Annotated in this window: 15 protein-coding genes; 10 read left to right on the forward strand and 5 right to left on the reverse strand. The window is 51.1% G+C overall.

Annotated elements, in window-relative coordinates:
• Nucleotides 1-177 precede the first annotated feature (177 nt).
• Nucleotides 178-1,530 carry an MATE family efflux transporter gene (locus L9G74_RS13180; protein ID WP_238896878.1) on the forward strand — a complete coding sequence of 451 codons (1,353 nt, stop codon included), beginning with the start codon at nt 178-180 and terminating at the stop codon, nt 1,528-1,530.
• Between the two features lie 103 nt (nt 1,531-1,633).
• On the opposite strand, the gene L9G74_RS13185 is transcribed toward L9G74_RS13180, so the two are convergent.
• Entirely contained in the window at nt 1,634-2,035 is a 402-nt protein-coding gene (locus tag L9G74_RS13185; protein WP_238896879.1) for a hypothetical protein, read from the reverse strand.
• 802 nt (nt 2,036-2,837) lie between these two features.
• On the opposite strand from L9G74_RS13185, the gene katG reads away from it, so the two are divergent.
• On the forward strand, nt 2,838-5,012 hold the full coding sequence (gene katG, locus L9G74_RS13190; RefSeq protein WP_238896880.1) for a catalase/peroxidase HPI: 2,175 nt from the start codon (nt 2,838-2,840) through the stop codon (nt 5,010-5,012).
• An 88-nt stretch (nt 5,013-5,100) separates the two neighbouring features.
• On the opposite strand, the gene L9G74_RS13195 is transcribed toward katG, so the two are convergent.
• Nucleotides 5,101-5,499, reverse strand: coding sequence for a HipA domain-containing protein (locus tag L9G74_RS13195; protein ID WP_238896881.1), 399 nt, complete (start codon nt 5,497-5,499; stop codon nt 5,101-5,103).
• A gap of 20 nt (nt 5,500-5,519) precedes the next feature.
• Nucleotides 5,520-6,425 (reverse strand): LysR family transcriptional regulator, encoded by a 906-nt coding sequence (locus L9G74_RS13200; RefSeq protein ID WP_238896882.1) that lies wholly within the window; start codon nt 6,423-6,425, stop codon nt 5,520-5,522.
• A 133-nt stretch (nt 6,426-6,558) separates the two neighbouring features.
• On the opposite strand from L9G74_RS13200, the gene L9G74_RS13205 reads away from it, so the two are divergent.
• The 8 genes from L9G74_RS13205 to L9G74_RS13240 all read left to right on the forward strand — a co-directional run bounded on the left by L9G74_RS13205 (nt 6,559) and on the right by L9G74_RS13240 (nt 16,847).
• The gene (locus L9G74_RS13205) at nt 6,559-7,149 is read left to right on the forward strand and encodes an NAD(P)H-binding protein (protein ID WP_238896883.1); all 591 of its coding nucleotides are present in this window, start codon (nt 6,559-6,561) and stop codon (nt 7,147-7,149) included.
• A gap of 97 nt (nt 7,150-7,246) precedes the next feature.
• Entirely contained in the window at nt 7,247-8,455 is a 1,209-nt protein-coding gene (locus L9G74_RS13210; RefSeq protein WP_238896884.1) for an efflux RND transporter periplasmic adaptor subunit, read from the forward strand.
• Nucleotides 8,456-8,458: 3 nt separating this feature from the next.
• Nucleotides 8,459-11,626 (forward strand): efflux RND transporter permease subunit, encoded by a 3,168-nt coding sequence (locus L9G74_RS13215; protein WP_238896961.1) that lies wholly within the window; start codon nt 8,459-8,461, stop codon nt 11,624-11,626.
• A gap of 450 nt (nt 11,627-12,076) precedes the next feature.
• Entirely contained in the window at nt 12,077-13,969 is a 1,893-nt protein-coding gene (locus L9G74_RS13220; protein WP_238896885.1) for a methyl-accepting chemotaxis protein, read from the forward strand.
• Between the two features lie 119 nt (nt 13,970-14,088).
• The gene (locus L9G74_RS13225; protein WP_238896886.1) at nt 14,089-14,928 is read left to right on the forward strand and encodes an alpha/beta hydrolase; all 840 of its coding nucleotides are present in this window, start codon (nt 14,089-14,091) and stop codon (nt 14,926-14,928) included.
• A gap of 57 nt (nt 14,929-14,985) precedes the next feature.
• On the forward strand, nt 14,986-15,243 hold the full coding sequence (locus tag L9G74_RS13230; RefSeq protein WP_238896887.1) for a hypothetical protein: 258 nt from the start codon (nt 14,986-14,988) through the stop codon (nt 15,241-15,243).
• 662 nt (nt 15,244-15,905) lie between these two features.
• Nucleotides 15,906-16,397 carry a hypothetical protein gene (locus tag L9G74_RS13235; protein ID WP_238896888.1) on the forward strand — a complete coding sequence of 164 codons (492 nt, stop codon included), beginning with the start codon at nt 15,906-15,908 and terminating at the stop codon, nt 16,395-16,397.
• A 99-nt stretch (nt 16,398-16,496) separates the two neighbouring features.
• Nucleotides 16,497-16,847, forward strand: coding sequence for a hypothetical protein (locus L9G74_RS13240; protein ID WP_238896889.1), 351 nt, complete (start codon nt 16,497-16,499; stop codon nt 16,845-16,847).
• Nucleotides 16,848-17,027: 180 nt separating this feature from the next.
• On the opposite strand, the gene L9G74_RS13245 is transcribed toward L9G74_RS13240, so the two are convergent.
• Together L9G74_RS13245 and L9G74_RS13250 are read right to left on the reverse strand one after the other, a co-directional pair.
• Nucleotides 17,028-17,249 (reverse strand): hypothetical protein, encoded by a 222-nt coding sequence (locus L9G74_RS13245; protein ID WP_238896890.1) that lies wholly within the window; start codon nt 17,247-17,249, stop codon nt 17,028-17,030.
• 116 nt (nt 17,250-17,365) lie between these two features.
• The gene (locus tag L9G74_RS13250) at nt 17,366-18,130 is read right to left on the reverse strand and encodes a class I SAM-dependent methyltransferase (RefSeq protein WP_438944569.1); all 765 of its coding nucleotides are present in this window, start codon (nt 18,128-18,130) and stop codon (nt 17,366-17,368) included.
• Nucleotides 18,131-18,152: the final 22 nt, after the last annotated feature.

Below are 18,152 nucleotides of genomic sequence, written 5' to 3' on the forward strand. Positions count from 1 at the left end.
AATGTGTTTCGTTCAGCTACTGACAGCAACAACTTAGCATTAGCTGAATTGAGGGGTTATTTTGCTGGTTAAGCAGGTTATCATGTACGGCTAATTAGCTGTTTGCGGCGATGGCGGTGTTAAGCAACGACTGCCCGGCGCATCTTGTGTTTCTCTGCTGCTGTATTCTGGATTGATATGTCACATCTCCTCAACGCTGAGCTTTCTATGGCAAAGCGCTTGTTCAATATGACTTGGCCAATGGTGTTTGGCGTACTATCGCTGATGAGTTTTCAGTTGGTTGACAGTGCTTTTATCGGCCAACTAGGTGTGTTGCCGCTGGCGGTACAAGGGTTCACCATGCCGATGCAGATGGTGATCATCGGTTTGCAAGTGGGCTTAGGCATTGCCACTACGTCGGTAATTTCTAAAGCGATTGGCGCAGGCAAAGAGCGTTACGCCAAACAGCTGGGCGGCTTAGTTATCACCATCGGCAGCCTTGGGGTGATTGCGATTTGTGTGGTGATTTATCTGCTGCGTTACCCGATTTTAGCCTTGCTCAGTGCGCCAGAAACTACCCATGCGCTGATCGATAGTTATTGGATTTACTGGTTGGTGAGTTCGTGGATTGGCGCGGTGCTGTATTTCCTGTTCAGCATCTGTCGCGCTAACGGTAACACCATGTTGCCCGGGGTGATGATGATGCTCACCAGCCTGTTTAACTTGGCGCTCGATCCGCTATTTATTTTCACGCTCGATATGGGCATCAACGGTGCTGCCATTGCCACCTGTATCGCCTTCGGTCTTGGTGTGCTGCTGGTGATCCCTAAAGTTTATCGCCAACATTGGATGCACTTTGATTGGTCAGATATCAACGTTGGCCGCAGTTTGGCCGATATCGGTCATATTATGGGGCCAGCGATGTTAAGTCAGCTGATCCCGCCGCTGTCCTCCATGTTCGCCACCAAATTGCTGGCAACCTTTGGCACTGCTGCCGTTGCCGCATGGGCGCTGGGTTCCCGTTTTGAATTTTTCTCTATTGTGGTGGTGTTGGCACTAACCATGTCGGTGCCGCCGATGGTGGGGCGCATGCTGGGCGCCGCTGATACCCAAGGTATTCGCCAACTGGTGAGTATTGCCGTGAAATTTATCTTTGTGTTGCAACTGGTGATTGCTGCGATTGCCTATGCGCTGGCGGGGCCATTGGCGCGGTTGATGACTAGCGATCAGCAGGTGGACCATATTCTCTATCAACATCTCACCATTGTGCCGGTGAGTTTGGGGTTGCTGGGTATCTGCATGTTGATGGTGTCGGTATCCAACGCCTTGGGTAAATCTTATCGCGCGCTGCTGATTTCGGCGCTGCGGCTGTTTGTGTTTTTCCTGCCGTGCTTGTGGTTGGGCGCCAAACTCAACGGCCTAACCGGTTTGTTTATCGGTGCACTGTGCGGCAACGTACTCGCGGGCGTGGTGGCTTATCTATCATATTGCCGCACGATGGAACGTATTGAGCAGCAATTAGCGCAATCTCAGGGGAGCGCTAGCGCTTGAAGATGAGTGAACACTGATTGTGTGGGCGGTGTAACGGCGAGATGCGTTGCAGGTGCTCGATGAGTACTGACTTAAGTGCGGTACTCATCGGCACTCGCTTTCATCAGATATCAAACTCTTTCTGAATCGACTGGCTTAAATAAACCACCCACTTGTTATAGTTGCGGTGGATGGTGTGATCTTCCGCGTCGTAATCAAGGTTGTCAGATTTAACGTACTGGATTGAATAGCTTTTGCTATCAAACGGGATCCTCACCTCGGCTTGGTGGCGGTTGCGTACCAAAATCGACGCTTTAATCACGCCTTCAGACACCAGTTCTGGCTTCCAGCCACGATCTTTACAGCCGCGCACAATCGCGTTACGGACCTCTTCAAACGTCAGTACTGTGCCATCAATTTTGGTCGGTACCGCAACATTGTTGAGATCTTCGATGGGAGTGGCTGCCATCGCTAAACCAGAAGTCAGCAACAACACACCAGCTATCATCCGCTTAAATAATTTCATCGTCATTCCTTGGCGAAAATAAAATGGGTGAACACTTTGGTGAATTTCCTCAATAAGGTCAATATCGTTGCATGTGGCTAACTTAGCGCGTGCTGACGCAGCGACCTGTTAACGCGACCTCATCATCAGTCACGCATTATACTTGCTCAGGGGAGCGTGCTCTGTGGTGACTGTCATCAAGGTGAACGAATTCCTTTCGTATCCTTTATTTAATCTGCCAATTTTGGCTTATGCGGTCTGGGTAAGGTCTAATAAAGTTAGCGTACCGTATACTAGGGGCTGTTTATCTTTGCAGGTTGTTTTTGCAGCAGACAGAGCGTGATTTAGGCAAGGCAGGTGATGTGCCGTGTAGTTATTCTCCACCAACAGCACCTAACGCTGAATAAATTGCGCTCTGTCGCTGCCAGAAGGGTTCATTTAAACGCATCCTGAACTTTGTTGCCCCCAGCTTGCTTAGTTTACTAAGCGTCGCAGGCTGCGCCTCGTTCATAACGCGTTCAGTTTGAACAAAAATTAAACGACAAAGATCAACAGCCCCTAGGGGCGTTGTAGTTCACAGTGTTCGCTAACAGCGGCTCCTTTTGGTAACGCATAGGAGCAAGCTGTCGCTGTGCTACTTGTATTAGGAAAGTGCAAACGAGTCGTTGCAACATTCTAAATGTGTGAGTAATAGCCGTGCCAACGCCATGCTGGTGTATGTCGAGTTGGCTAAATTGAGCATACATGGGACTTATGCGCACCTTCCCTCGATATCTATGGGTGTTCAAACATTTATAGGGCGATCAGCCTAAGAGGAGACAATATGGTAAATCAAGGTGATAAATCATCGGGACTTTGTCCGGTGATGCACGGAGGCATGACCTCTGCTGAAAAGTCGGTGATGGATTGGTGGCCAAAAGCACTTAATTTGGACATTCTGCATCAGCACGACAGCAAAACTAATCCCTACGGCGCTGACTACAGTTACCGCGAAGCATTGCAGTCGCTAGACGTCGCCGCGCTGAAACACGATCTCAAAGCCTTAATGACCGAAAGCCAAGAGTGGTGGCCCGCTGACTGGGGACACTACGGCGGTTTGATGATCCGCATGGCGTGGCACTCCGCAGGCAGTTACCGTATTGCCGATGGCCGTGGCGGAGCCGCTACCGGTAACCAACGTTTTGCGCCACTCAACTCTTGGCCCGACAATGCCAACTTAGATAAAGCCCGCCGCTTGCTGTGGCCGATCAAAAAGAAATACGGTAACAAGCTCAGCTGGGCAGATTTAATCATTCTTGCGGGCAATATGGCCTATGAATCTATGGGGTTAAAAACCTTTGGTTTTGCTTTTGGCCGTGAAGATATTTGGCACCCAGAAAAAGACACCTATTGGGGCTCTGAAAAAGAGTGGCTAGCCCCCAGCGGCAGTGAAGGCAGCCGCTACTCCGGCGAGCGTGATCTCGAAAATCCGCTAGCAGCAGTAATGATGGGGCTGATTTATGTCAACCCAGAAGGGGTTGATGGCAAGCCAGATCCGCTTAAAACCGTACAAGACATGCGCGTTACCTTTGCCCGTATGGCGATGAACGACGAAGAAACCGTCGCGTTAACTGCCGGTGGTCACACAGTCGGCAAAACCCACGGCAATGGCGATGCGGCAGAGCTAGGCCCCGATCCGGAAGGCGCTGATCTTGAAGAGCAAGGCTTAGGCTGGAACAACCATAAGTCGCGCGGCATTGGCCGCAATACCGTCACCAGTGGCCTAGAGGGCGCTTGGACAACCCATCCAACTCAGTGGGATAACGGCTTCTTTAAAATGCTGTTGGAACATGAATGGGAATCCAGAAAAAGTCCCGCTGGTGCGTTCCAATGGGAACCTATCGATATTGCCGAACAAGACAAACCGGTTGACGTGGAAGATGGCGCTATTCGCCACAACCCGATGATGACCGATGCCGATATGGCGCTCAAAGTTGACCCTGAATATCGCAAGATTGCCGAGCGCTTTTATCACGATCAAGCGTACTTTGAACAAGTATTTGCGCGCGCGTGGTTTAAACTTACCCATCGTGATTTGGGGCCAAAAGCGCGTTACTTTGGCCCTGATGTGCCCGCAGAAGATTTAATTTGGCAAGACCCTGTGCCGCAAGGTCGCAGCGATTACGACATCGCCGCCGTTAAAGCGAAGATTGCTGCCAGCGGTCTCAGTGTCGCCGACATGGTTGCCACCGCATGGGACAGCGCACGCACCTTCCGTGGCTCCGATGCGCGTGGTGGTGCTAACGGCGCCCGTATTCGCTTAGCGCCGCAAAAAGATTGGCAAGGTAATGAACCACAACGGCTGAGCAAGGTGCTCAACGTGTTGGAAAAAATCGCCGCCGATGCAGGCATCAGCGTTGCCGATACCATAGTGCTCGCCGGTAATGTAGGCGTTGAAACCGCCGCCAAAGCCGCAGGTTTTGCCGTGGAAGTGCCATTCGCACCGGGGCGTGGTGATGCCACCGCTGCGCAAACTGATATCGAGTCTTTTGAGGTGCTAGAACCGCTGGCGGATGGTTTCCGCAACTATCAGCAACAACACTTTGTGGTGCAACCTGAAGAGATGTTGCTCGATAGAGCACAACTGATGGGGCTAACTGCGCCAGAAATGACCGTGCTTATTGGCGGTATGCGGGTATTGGGCAGTAACTATGGCGGCAGCGCTCACGGTGTATTTACCGATCGTGTTGGCGCACTGACCAATGACTTTTTCGTCAATCTGACCGATATGTCCTATAGCTGGAAACCAACCGGCCGCAACAGCTATGACATCTGCGAGCGCAAAACCGGCGCCGTGAAGTGGACCGCCACCCGGGTCGACTTAGTGTTTGGTTCCAACTCCATCTTGCGTGCCTACGCAGAAGTTTACGCGCAGGACGACAACCAAGAGAAGTTTGTCAAAGACTTCATCGCCGCGTGGACCAAAGTGATGAACGCCGACCGTTTTGATCTAAATTAATCGCCCAGCGAAGCCACTTCGATTGTCAAAGTCGAAGTGGCTTTTTAGTTTGAAGCGCAGTAATGGCTGTGTTGTTAGCCCTACCGTATCAACGCGCTAAAGAATATGGATTGAGGAATTGTCTGCGCCACCATAAGTTTTTATCAACTTGACTCACGTTTGCTTCATCACAAACTCGCTGCCAATTTTTCTCTATCACATCTATCTGATGGTCAAATATATCTGTCGCATTCTGAGGCGTAAGTAAAAATGTGCTGGCTGCTTTCATGCACACCGCAAGCTGACTAAAGCGATTATCACCATGAATGAGCATCGCTTGGGTCGCTTCACCACCGCTACGTCCCTGAGGACAGATATCATATGCGGGAGTCAGCGATAATTGATGCCCATCCCAGAATGCCGCATGATTTCTTGCGTGTTCGTAACACATTAATGATTTATATGTGCCGTATACGATACATTTGATGGAGCGCAACAACTTTGACATGCGCCAACGCAGTTAAAGCGCTAGCTACAACGGCCTTCTTTACAACGCATCTCTTCCAAAAACAGTGAAAATGCTTGTGAGCGGTGATGGCGACTTGGGTAATACAGGTAAAACCCGGGGAAGGGCGCGCACCAATCTTCCAGCACTCGTACTAGGCTGCCGTTCTCAAGCTCTGCTTGCACCGCTTCTTCCATGGTGTAAAACAGCCCCATGCTATCAACCGCTGCGCGGACCCCAGCTGTTGACGTATTGAGAATTAAGCTGTTGTTGGGACGAATGCTGATCTTCTCGCCGTCGCGTTCAAACTCCCATGGCAACAGGCCGCCGACGGTGGGCAAACGCCAGTTAATGCAGCGATGCTGCATCAGTTCTTTCGGGTGGCGTGGTATGCCATGTTGGGCAAAATAGCTGGGGGAACCGACCACGGCGATGCGTAGCTCAGGGCTGATCGGCATGGCAATCATATCTTTGGCGAGCATTTCGCCCAGCCGTACGCCAGCATCGTAACGTTCACCGACAATATCCACCAAACGGTTGTCGGCATTCAGCTCCAAGGTCACATCTGGGTATTTTTCAACAAAGCGTTTTACGCCCGGCCACATCACATGCTCGATAGCAAATTCTGGGGTGGTGATACGGATCAGCCCGCGTGGGCAATCGCGCAGTTCGTTGATGTCTTGCAGCTCTTGGGTCACGTCTTCAAACAGTGGCGCCAGTTTGACAAACAAGCGCTCTCCCGCGTGGGTGGTTGCCACGCTGCGGGTGGTGCGCGACAGCAGCCGAATGCCCATACGTTGCTCTAGATTACGCACGGTTTGGCTGAGTGCTGATTGCGACACGTTCAGCTTGGCGGCGGCTTTGGTAAAACTGCCTTCCTGCGCTACGCACACGAATGCGTACAGATCGTTGAAGTTTTCTTGGCTCATGATTAATTAGCAATGCTTATAGGTTCAAGAAGATTATCCCATCTAATCAAAAAATCAGAAGTGAGTAAACTGTGTTCATCGATTAATCCCCTCAAGTTTGTTCTATAGGGTCGAACCTGCGAGACAGCAAATTATGCGCAACATTTTAATTCTTGGTGCCGCAGGACAGATTGCCCGCCAAGCGATTCATCTCTTTTTAGAAGAGATTGGCGTCAAGCTCACGTTAGTGCTGCGCAACGCCAAACGGTACAGTTTTTTTGCCAACAATCCGCGCATCAAACTGGTTGAGGCGGATGTGCGCGACATTGGGGTATTGCAGCAGTTGATGCACAACCAAGAGGTGGTGTATGCCAATTTGTCCGGTGATATGGCGGGCCATGCCCACAATGTGGTGGCGGCAATGCAAGCTAATGAGCTGCGGCGACTGATCTTTATCACCTCAATGGGCGTGTATGACGAAGTGCCGGGCGACCCGCTGGGCAGCATTTTACAGCCGTATCGCGAGGCCACGCAGATCATCGAAGCCTCCGCGCTGGATTACACTATTTTGCGCCCCGCTTGGCTCAATGACCGTGATGACATCAATTATGGCATCACCCAAAAAGGCGAAACCTTTATTCATCCAGAGGCCACGGTGTCACGCCGCAGTGTCGCCGATTTGGTGGTCAAAGCCGCACTTAACCACAGCCATATTGGCGCTAGCCTCGGCGTACATCGGCGCTAGCCGCTGAACTAACACTCACTTACTCACGCATTAATGTCACTGCTGTTCATCAACAGCAGCGGGAATTTTTTGTCTTCATCTCAGGAGAAACAAACAGATGAACGTGACAACTTTTGTCAAACGCCATCGCTTATTGGCGCTAGCCACCGCAGGGGTACTGGGTTCTGGCATGGTCGCCATGTTGCCCGGTGAGCCCGCGCAGGCAGAAACCCAAACACTCGCCGTGGCGGTGCCCGTGACGGCGGTGCAAGTACACCAACAACACTTTATGCCGTGGCATGAATACTCCGGCAGCGTTGAAGCGATTGACCAAGTCAATGTGCGCGCTCGGGTCGCTGGCATGCTGCAAAGTGTGCACTTTGAAGAGGGCGCTTATGTCGAAAAGGGCCAACTGTTGCTGACCATCGACCCTGCTCCATTCCAAGCTGAGCAGCAAAAAGCGGAAGCGACCGTAGCTGCGGCTGCGGCACAAAGTGCGCAAGCGCATCTTGAGTACCAACGTGCTAAACGCTTGTGGGAGCAAAAGCTGATTGCTGAAAACGATATGGAGCAACTGCAAAACACCGCCAATGCGGCCAAGGCCAATCTACAAGCGGCCAAAGCAGATTTGGCATTGGCACGGTTAAACCTGTCGTATACCCAAGTCACTGCGCCCGTTGCTGGCCGCATTGGCAAACTTGCGTTTACGCCCGGCAATTTGATTGCTGCGGGTAATAGCGCAGACCCCATCACCAGCATTGTTTCTATGTCACCGATTTACGTCAATTTTGATGTGGAAAGTGCCATCGCCACTGGCGTGTTAGCGCAACTCGGCAACGGCCGCGAGCAGTTAGCGCGGCTTGATCAAGTGCCAGTGAAGGCGCAAAGCAATGGCGGTGCGATTACCGAGCAGGGCAAGCTAAAACTGGTTAACAACATGGTGGATGCGGGCAGCGGTACGCTCAATATGCGCGCGGTGTTCGACAACACCGACGGTCAGTTACTGCCGGGGCAGTTTGTGCGGGTCAGTCTCGGCCAAGCACAGCCAAGCGAAGGCGTATTGCTGACTGAAACAGCCATTGGCACCGACCAAGATAAAAAATATGTGCTGGTGGTGGATCAGCAAAACCAAGTGGAATATCGCAGTGTCACCCTCGGCAGTATCGTGGCGGGCAAACGGGTGATCAGCACTGGCCTCAATGAGGGTGAGCGCGTGATTGTTAGCGGCCTGCAACGGGTGCGTCCCGGCAGTAAGGTCACGGTGACGATTGCTGATGATAACGCCACGGCGATGGCCGCCACGACTATGGCAAATAAGGGCGCGTAATTGATGAATATCTCCCGCTTTTTTATCGATCGCCCGATTTTTGCGGGTGTGCTGTCGGTAATGATTTTTCTGGCTGGCTTGGTATCGCTACCGCTACTGCCAATCTCTGAGTATCCCGAGGTGGTGCCGCCGACCATCGTGGTGAAAGCCAGTTACCCTGGGGCGAACCCGAAAGTGATTGCCGAAACCGTGGCGGCGCCGCTGGAAGAGCAGATTAACGGCGTCGAAGGCATGTTGTACATGAACAGCCAAGCCACCACCGACGGTGCGATGACGCTGAACGTGATTTTTGCCTTGGGCACCGATCCCGATAAAGCGCAGCAACTGGTACAAAACCGCGTGGCGCAAGCCGAAGCACGCTTGCCGGAACAAGTGCAGCGCTTAGGTGTTTCCACCACCAAAGCCTCGCCAGATCTGACCATGGTGGTGCACCTGCAATCACCGAACGAACGCTACGGCATGGATTACCTGCGTAACTACGCGCTGTTGCATCTGCGTGACAATTTGGCCCGCATCAAAGGCGTGGGCGATGTGGCGATTTTTGGTGGCGGCGAGTACGCCATGCGGGTGTGGCTCGACCCAGACAAACTGGCGCAGCAACATATCGCTGCCAGCGATGTGGTGGCCGCGATTAACGCGCAAAATATTCAAGCCGCGGCCGGTACTGTGGGTGCCAGCCCAAGTTTGCAAGGCGTGCAGTTACAGCTGTCCGTCAACGCCAAGGGGCGTTTGTCGACGCCTGAAGAGTTTGGCGAAATCATCGTGCAAACCTCAAGCAGCGGGGCGGTCACCCGTTTGAAAGACTTAGCGCGTATCGAGCTGGGCGCGGCGGATTATTCGCTGCGGTCACTGCTGAACAACAAACCTGCGGTGGGGATTGGGATTAACCAAGCGCCGGGTTCCAACGCGCTGGAGATCTCTGAGCAAGTGCGCGCGGTGATGGCACAAGCCGAAAAACAGATGCCAGAAGGTGTCGGTTATCGCATCGCGTATGATCCAACTCAGTTTGTGCGAGCGTCGATTAAGTCGGTGATCAGCACCTTGCTGGAAGCGATTCTGCTGGTGGTGTTAGTGGTAGTGTTGTTCCTGCAAACATGGCGCGCGTCGATCATTCCCTTGCTGGCGGTGCCTGTTTCGATTGTCGGTACTTTTGCGGTACTCAATCTGATGGGCTTGTCGATCAACGCGTTGAGCTTGTTCGGCCTGGTGTTAGCCATCGGTATTGTGGTGGATGATGCCATCGTGGTGGTGGAGAACGTCGAGCGCAATATCGAAGCCGGTTTGTCAGCACGTGAAGCCACCTACAAAGCGATGCGCGAAGTGTCAGGCCCGATTATCGCCATTGCCTTGGTGCTGGTGGCCGTGTTTGTGCCGTTGGCATTTTTCAGCGGTTTGACAGGGCAGTTCTATCGCCAGTTTGCGGTGACAATTGCTATTTCAACGGTGATCTCGGCGTTTAACTCGTTGACCTTATCGCCAGCGTTAGCGGCAATTTTACTGCGCGGCCACGATGCGCCGAAAGACGGCTTAACCCGTTTGATGGACAAACTGTTTGGTCGTTTCTTCAAACTGTTTAACCGCGTATTCCACCGTGGTAGCGAGCGTTATCAAGGTGGCGTTAACCACGTGTTGTCGCACAAAGGTTTGATGTTGGTCTTGTTTGTTGGGTTAGGTGCCGTCACTGGTGGCTTGCTGAAAACCGTGCCGACTGGCTATGTGCCCGCGCAGGACAAACAATATCTGGTGGGGTTTGCTCAGTTGCCCGATGGCGCCACGTTAGACCGTACCGAAGCGGTGATCCGTCGCATGGGTGAACTGGCGGCCAAGAATCCGAACGTGCAAGATACCTTGGCGTTTCCCGGCTTGTCGATCAGTGGTTTCACCAACAGCCCGAACTCCGGCATTGTGTTTGTGGTGCTCAAACCGTTTGATCAGCGCCAACATGCCGACCAGTCCGGTGCAGCGGTGGCGGCGCAGTTGAACCAAGCCTTTGGCGGTATTCAGGAGGCGTTTATCGCCATGTTTCCACCGCCACCCGTGCAAGGCTTAGGCACTACCGGCGGCTTTAAATTGCAGTTGGAAGACCGCGCCTCACTTGGCTTTGATGCCATGGATAAAGCGGTTAATGACTTTGTTGCCAAAGCGGCGCAAGCGCCTGAACTACAAGGCGTATACAGCAACTGGAAGCTCAACGTACCGCAGCTGTTTGCCGACATCGACCGTACCAAAGCGCAGCAGTTGGGTGTACCACTGACCGATATTTTTAACACCTTGTCGATCTATCTTGGCTCCGTTTATGTTAACGATTTCAATGCGTTTGGCCGAACTTATACCGTGCGAGTGCAAGCCGATGCGCAGTATCGCGCCCATGCGGAAGATATTGGCAAACTGAAAGTGCGCAATATCAACGGCGACATGGTGCCACTGGCGTCCGTCATGAAGGTGGATAACAGCTATGGCCCTGAGCGAGTGATGCGTTACAACGGCTTTTTGACCGCCGACATCAACGGCACACCGGCGCCGGGCTACTCCTCCGGCCAAGCCCAAGCCGCGATTGAACGTGTCGCCGCCGAAACTTTGCCGCCGGGTATGGAGTTCGAATGGACAGAACTGACCTATCAGCAGATTTTGGCGGGTAACTCAGCGGTATGGTTGTTCCCGTTGACCATTCTGTTGGTGTTCCTAGTGCTGGCCGCGCAGTACGAAAGTTTGACCTTGCCATTGGCGATTGTATTGATTGTGCCGATGAGTGTGCTGGCGGCGATGGTGGGCATCTGGCTCACTGACGGTGACAACAACATCTTTACTCAAATCGGTTTGATGGTGCTGGTGGGGCTGTCGGCCAAGAACGCCATTCTGATTGTCGAGTTTGCCCGCGAATTAGAGTTCAGTGGCAAGACGCCTGTTCAAGCCGCCATTGAAGCTTGTAAGTTGCGGTTACGGCCGATTTTGATGACCTCGATTGCCTTCATCATGGGGGTAGTACCGCTGGTGTTGTCATCGGGTGCCGGTGCTGAAATGCGTCAAGCCATGGGCATCGCGGTATTTAGCGGCATGATTGGTGTGACCTGCTTTGGCTTGTTCCTCACCCCGGTGTTCTACGTGGTACTGCGCAAGCTGAGCGGCAATAAACCGCTGCATTTTCACGGTGAAAAACCGCCACTCGCTTAATCACATGGTGTCACGCTACAGCCCACAGTAATGCGGGCTGTAGCTTCACTTTTCATCGCTTGGGATTATCCGTTCATAACGGTCACAGGAGGGATTTTCACGCCAAAAAACAGCGAATGTCATCGACCCATTATTTACCCCCAAAATGCTTCCCGACATTGCCAAATAATGGTTCGATGCACTCTCGATAGCGATGCGCCCACAATGACCAGCGCCGCAAACTTGTTCCCGCCACGGTAAATCACCGCTGAAAAATAACGCTAAATTGCCCTTAAGTTTGTCTTTACAAAGGCGATAAATAAGACAATGGTCTGCTGAGTTGTACATGCGCCTTCGCGCCATGAAAACTCTTCTATACTGTTCGATATCCTCCCTTAAATTACCAAATCTATTGGTAGCATCCAGTTGAGCACGAACCTGATTAGGTGTCTCTCGCTAGGAGTTTCAACCATGAAAACAACGCTAAAAACACGCCTACTCGCCTCCAGTATGTTGATGGTGTTACTGACGGTAGTGGCGTTGGTTGTGATGTCTTCCTACTTTATTCGTTCTAACGCTATGAGTTCGACCGAGCGCGAGGTGCAATCGTTAATTGATACCTTTGCCACTGGCATGGGTAACTGGGTAAACGACCGACAAAACACGGTGAAATCGCTCGGCAATACCATTGAAAACCATCCCGGCCAAGATGTGACACCGTTTCTGATGGAGGCTTACCAAGCATTAGGTTTTGGCTTGAGCTATTACGGCGATGAACAGGGCAATATGTTCCGCCAAGACCCATCATTGTACGTCGCAGGTTATGACCCACGGGTACGCGATTGGTACAAAGGGGCGAAAGCGAGCGGTAAATTGTTTGTCAGTGCGCCATACATCAGCGCGACCACCAAAACGCAGGTTATTACTATTGCGCAACCGGTGCAAAAGGACGGTCAACTCATCGGTGTTGCTGCCAGTAACGTGGAGATCGGCGTGTTGACTGACTCGGTACGCCGTCTGTCATTGCCCGGTGATGGCTACGGTATTTTGCTGCAACGTAACGGCGTGATTGTGAGCCATCCCAAAGCGGAGCTGAACAACAAACCCATCACCGATTTTGGCAGCCAATTTACTGATAGCTGGCTGCGGCAACGTGCTAGCTCCAACAAGTTAGATCAATTTGATTTTAATGGCTCGACCAAACTGTTTTATGTGGCCGATATTCCTAACACCGACTGGTCGTTAATTTTCGTCATCGATAAAGCCAGCATTATGGCAGAAGCCACCAAACTGGCGTGGCTGATGATCGCCATGGGTGCTGGTTTTCTGGTGTTGTTCGCTTTGATCTTGATGGCCGTGTTTAAAATGCAGTTTAAAGATCTTGAGCGTGTATCCGCCGCGCTGAATGAGATTTCACAAGGGGCAGGGGATCTCACCGTGAGCATCAAAACCCAAAACGCCCATGACGAAATTGGTGTGTTAGCCCATGGCTTCAACCTGTTTGTGGCGCATCTGCACGGCATGATTAGCCGCATGGGTGACATCGCCACTCAATTGGGAGCGCAATCGACGGATGCCCGTGGCTCCGCCGAGCAAAACCAACAACACATCACCATTCAGCAAGATGAAATCACCATGGTCGCTACCGCCGTAACAGAAATGGCTAGCGCCACCGAGGAGATTGCCAGCAACGCCGAACTCACGGCACAAACCTCGCAAGATGCGGTGAAACTGGCGGAAAGCGGTCAACAGCAGGTGATGAAGAGTCAAACTTCCATTCGCAATCTGGCGGATGAAGTATCCAATGCTGGTCATATCATCAGTGAGCTGAATCAGCACTCGCAGAAGATCAACGGCATTTTGCTGACCATTAGCGGCATTTCGGAACAGACCAACTTGCTGGCGTTGAATGCCGCCATTGAGGCTGCCCGTGCCGGTGAGCAAGGTCGCGGTTTTGCCGTGGTAGCGGATGAAGTGCGGGTGTTATCGCAACGTACCCATGCCTCTACGCAAGAGATCCAAGCGATGATTGAAACCTTGCAACGCACCGCCTCTAAAGCGGTGGCATCGATGGAAAACAGCCATCGCATGGCCGAAATGAGCGTGGGCGACGTGGAAACCGCCAGCAACAGTTTGCAGCAGATCAACAGCGCCATTAACCAGATTTCCGACATGGCGAGCCAGATTGCCACCGCCGCAGAGGAACAAACCTCGGTCACCAGCGAGATCAACCGCAACACCGAAGCGATTCGCGAAGTGTCGTTAGGCTTGTCTGATGGGGCCATAGAGTCCACCCACAAAGCGCATCAACTGTCGGAGTTGGCCCACGCGCTGCAAAGCGAAGTCGGCCGCTTCAAGCTCTAATCAATCAAACGCCTTCAAGCAGGTTAACCGCAGGCATAAGCGTGATAGAGTGGCACTTTGGTCACTTCGCGCTGATGCCTAAATAGCCGTAACGCGATGACTTGCTTGAGGGAACACGATTGAACGCTAGCAAACTATTTTATGCCGCTATCATCATGCTACTTGGTCACTGCTGGGCGGCTTCGGCACTGGCGCAAGATGTCAGCGCTGCGCCGCTAACCATCGGTGAAAGTGTGCAGTTCACATCGAGCGTGCTGAATGAATCGCGCCAACTCAATATCTATCTGCCCCAGAGTTATTCCCACAATCCCACGCAAAGCTACCCAGTGATTTACCTGCTTGATGGTTCAATGGATGAAGACTTTTTACATATCGCTGGATTGAGCCAATTTGCCGCGTATCCTTGGATCGGCATGTTGCCCGAATCCATCGTGGTGGGCATCGCCAATGTTGACCGAAAGCGCGACTTTACCGCCGCGCCCAATAATCCGCAGGATCAACGTGATTTTCCTACTGCGGGCGGTTCGGCCAAATTTATACAAATGCTGGCGGAAGAAATTCAGCCCTTGATCAAACAGCGTTACCGCAGCAACGGCCAGCGTACCCTGATTGGGCAATCGCTCGGTGGCTTGGTCGCCACTGAAATACTGTTCAAGCGGCCTGAACTGTTTGATAACTACATCGTCATCAGTCCCAGCTTATGGTGGAACCAAGGTGCGTTGCTCAATGCGCCATTACCGACGTTTAAACAACCGGTGGCGGTATTTGTTGGTGTGGGCAAAGAGGGCGCGGAGATGGAAAATCTTGCCAAGCAGCTGTTTGAAAAACTTGATAAACAGGCGTCACCACAGCTGCAAGTGAGCTTTCAGTATTTCCCTCAACTTGACCACGGCGATGCGTTGCATCTGGCCGTTTATGCCGCCTTTGAACAGCTGTTTTCAGTGCCAGCGGTGCATTAAGCGGTTGATCTGTCGCGCTGTATGACGCCATAAGTTGGGCTTGAACTAGGAAATAACATGACAATGGCTTTACCGAGCGGTTGGCTCGAACTGACCGACAACGAAGCTCCCATCATCCGCTGTTATCAAAAAACCTATGCTGATGGTTTAGCGGTGTTGCTCACCATTGCGCAGCGCAATGATGGTTATGAATTATGGTCGTCAGCGGAGAGCCGCTGTGCTGGCCCGGCGGAAAACTGCGATTCGCAGCATCATCATCTGGAGGCGGCCATCGCCGCCGCGTTAGCTGAAATGACGGCGTGGGATAATAATTGATGTCGCTGAAACCATAAGCTGACATAATTTTTGGTTAAGCCCATTTACGAGCCGCTTCACGTAAGACAATTACAAATTCAATATATCTTCTGCCGAAGTCGCTGGTGCTAGGAATTGTTTGCCCCAAAACGAGCTAACTCGTTGTCTGTGGCGCAGTCAAACACAGACTTTCTCGCCTATAAATTTTCATCCATTTCACTCAAATCTTGCTATTTCGAGCGATGCCTAAAAACTGGACGGGCATACAGTCATATTGAAATCATGGCGATTTTTATCCCAACTTCGTGCGCGTTTTTACTGGTTCAACAAGATAAATGCGTATGCGCACTAATAAAATGTTTTATTTATTACAATAGGTTAGCAATGTAGTGCTGTGTTATTGTTACAGGTTATTTTGATATCAGAAATCCGTCTAGCGAAGTTTAATTTTTCGGGCTCGCTTGAAGCGAGCTTGCACGCAGCCACCGCCAGCCAGCTTCAAGTAAGGAGCAAACATTCTCAATGTTGGCGGAATACGGCGAGTTCAGAGACAAGGAAGCCAAATAGCCTATCATTATGCGCACCTTCTAGGTAATCTGTTACTCACAAAACCAGCCACGGCAACGGACACGGAAAACCGCGCCGTTGCGTTAAGAGCGTTAGGCATCTGTTCTAGGATAGAAATGTTTCAGAAGTTTTTAGTTGTGTCTCAAGTCCTTTTGGCCGTCATTTATTCGTCGGCGGGGTTCAGTAAACTGTTTCATTGGTTCCCCAATATTATTGGGCCGGTCTGGTTAATTGACGAATTGGCTAAATACAATTTAGGCTTGTTTGGTTATTTTATTGCCCTATCACAGCTTGTTGTCGGGTTTTTGTTGTTTTTCCCTAAACTTCGCTTAATTGCTTCAATTCTTCTTTTACCTATACATCTGTGTATTACCGTTGTGCCTATTTCGCTTGGTTGGCAAGGTACTCCTATCGTCAATGTAATTTTACTCGCTATGCTTTTAGCGCTTTTATTCGACGACAGGAAAAAACTATTTTTATTACTGCGTAGCAATAATTCCTTCCATGCAAAAAACATCAAGGTTGTTTATTGGGCTAGTTTCGTTTTATTCTGGCTCGTAACATTTTTTATTAAGTATGGCAACTTCGTCGCTAACAATTCGCTGTAGTCGTTCCCTCCAGTCACTGGGACAAAAATATGGGGCCGCTGCGCGATTATAGCCCCATATCTTTACCCCTAAGCGGGGAGTTAAGTTTCCAAGGAAGTTATGAGCCAGAATATAGAAATCATAGATCTAGGTTTTTCGGTTGCTGATGCCGAAGAAATCAAGTTCAAATTTGATGGTGCTGACCTTGTATTGGAATTCAATGATTGGCAAGAAAACCACATCACTATCAAGTGCGAGAACACGTTGGGTTTTAAATTTCAAAATGCAGAATACGAGCTTTCTGAATCAGAGCTCTTTGATTCTTGTCACATCGTACAGGACTCTGAGTGGGTGAAAGAGCATCTGAAACAAGGTGAAGCCTGGGAAGGTGAAAATTGGCTTCACTATAAATTAAACTTTAATGCGGCTGGAGTGGTCGAGGTTCTATGTTCCAAACTAGCCAAAACTTAACAAGGCCAGGTACAATCGCCCATTCGGGGCTGGACCTCAGCACTGCATGCTGTGGCTGCGTTAGCTCATAGCAATTTTTATCCGAAACTAACTCGTTAGAGTTAACGCTTTAACTCGAAAATGTCCAAAAGTTTGTTACCTTTCCCAACCGGTAGTGCATTAAGCCACTCTTGCAATTTGTCATCGGACTTCAGTGTTTTTACGAGCCAAATCAAAACCATGTTTAATGCCAGATAGCACTTCTGCTTCGTATGATTTGTCTGTGCCAACCAATTCTGCCAGCGCGATACCGAGTTCATTGGCGAGATCGCAAAGTTCGAGGTCGTTGCTTGGTAAGGTTTGCACCGATGTGCGTAAAGTTTTGAGCAGTTCATCGATGTTGACTGTCGGTCTTGAACTCATAGTTCTATCCTTAGACATATAAAAACACCTCACCTTAGTGCGGTTTCCCTGTGCTGCTAAATAGCGGTGATGATTTTAGTTAATCATATGATTTGTAATAAAAATATCTATTTTAACTAAGCTTTCATGGCATTTCTGACGTACACATCAAAGCGATTTTTCTTGGTTTCAATTACGGTTGATGGCTTAACGCCGGCGAGATCTTCGGCGTAGTCGGGGCGTTTGACTACCACCCGTTTGCTGGCAATTTGCAGTGCTGGAGCGAGCAGGGCATCGGCGTCATCATCACTGCCCACTAAGGTTTGGAATACGCGCATCTCTTTTTTCACCAGCGCCGACTTTTCTCGGTGCGGGTACATCGGGTCGAGATAGACCACATCGACACTATCGGCCATCTCGTCAGCGAGCAGTTCAATATGATGGCTAGGCAGCAGATGCATACGTTGCTGCATCCAGTCACCGATTTCGGCGTCTTGGTAAGCGCGATTGAGACCATCATCTAACAGTGCGGCGACGACGGGATGGCGTTCGACTAATGACACAGTGCAGCCGAGGCTTGCCAGCACAAAGGCATCACGGCCGAGGCCTGCGGTGCCGTCGAGTACCGTCGGCGTCACGCCTTGTTTTAAGCCGGCGGCTTTGGCAATGGCTTGGCCGCGTCCACCACCAAATTTGCGCCGATGTGCCACTGCGCCTTCAACAAAATCGACACAGATACCGCCGAGCTTTGGCTCATCACGTTTAAATAACGTCAGTTGCTGCTGCACCAGTTTGAGTTCAAATAGCGCGTCGTTGGTGTGCACTAACTGCCAGCGAGCGGCAATGGTGCTGAGGGCGCTATTATCAGCATCAAAATAGATATCAAACGGCGTGCGGCTCACAGGCGAGTTCCTTATCGATGAA

It is taken from the genome of Shewanella electrica (genome assembly GCF_022321485.1).
Lineage (GTDB): Bacteria > Pseudomonadota > Gammaproteobacteria > Enterobacterales > Shewanellaceae > Shewanella > Shewanella electrica.

Coding starts and splice junctions, on each gene's coding strand:
- L9G74_RS13180 (WP_238896878.1), top strand. CDS start 178: ATGTCACATCTCCTCAACGCTGAGCTTTCTATGGCAAAGCGCTTGTTC.
- L9G74_RS13210 (WP_238896884.1), top strand. CDS start 7,247: ATGAACGTGACAACTTTTGTCAAACGCCATCGCTTATTGGCGCTAGCC.
- L9G74_RS13205 (WP_238896883.1), top strand. CDS start 6,559: ATGCGCAACATTTTAATTCTTGGTGCCGCAGGACAGATTGCCCGCCAA.
- L9G74_RS13240 (WP_238896889.1), top strand. CDS start 16,497: ATGAGCCAGAATATAGAAATCATAGATCTAGGTTTTTCGGTTGCTGAT.
- L9G74_RS13195 (WP_238896881.1), bottom strand. CDS start 5,499: ATGTCAAAGTTGTTGCGCTCCATCAAATGTATCGTATACGGCACATAT.
- L9G74_RS13235 (WP_238896888.1), top strand. CDS start 15,906: ATGTTTCAGAAGTTTTTAGTTGTGTCTCAAGTCCTTTTGGCCGTCATT.
- katG (WP_238896880.1), top strand. CDS start 2,838: ATGGTAAATCAAGGTGATAAATCATCGGGACTTTGTCCGGTGATGCAC.
- L9G74_RS13185 (WP_238896879.1), bottom strand. CDS start 2,035: ATGAAATTATTTAAGCGGATGATAGCTGGTGTGTTGTTGCTGACTTCT.
- L9G74_RS13200 (WP_238896882.1), bottom strand. CDS start 6,425: ATGAGCCAAGAAAACTTCAACGATCTGTACGCATTCGTGTGCGTAGCG.
- L9G74_RS13230 (WP_238896887.1), top strand. CDS start 14,986: ATGACAATGGCTTTACCGAGCGGTTGGCTCGAACTGACCGACAACGAA.
- L9G74_RS13245 (WP_238896890.1), bottom strand. CDS start 17,249: ATGAGTTCAAGACCGACAGTCAACATCGATGAACTGCTCAAAACTTTA.
- L9G74_RS13220 (WP_238896885.1), top strand. CDS start 12,077: ATGAAAACAACGCTAAAAACACGCCTACTCGCCTCCAGTATGTTGATG.
- L9G74_RS13215 (WP_238896961.1), top strand. CDS start 8,459: ATGAATATCTCCCGCTTTTTTATCGATCGCCCGATTTTTGCGGGTGTG.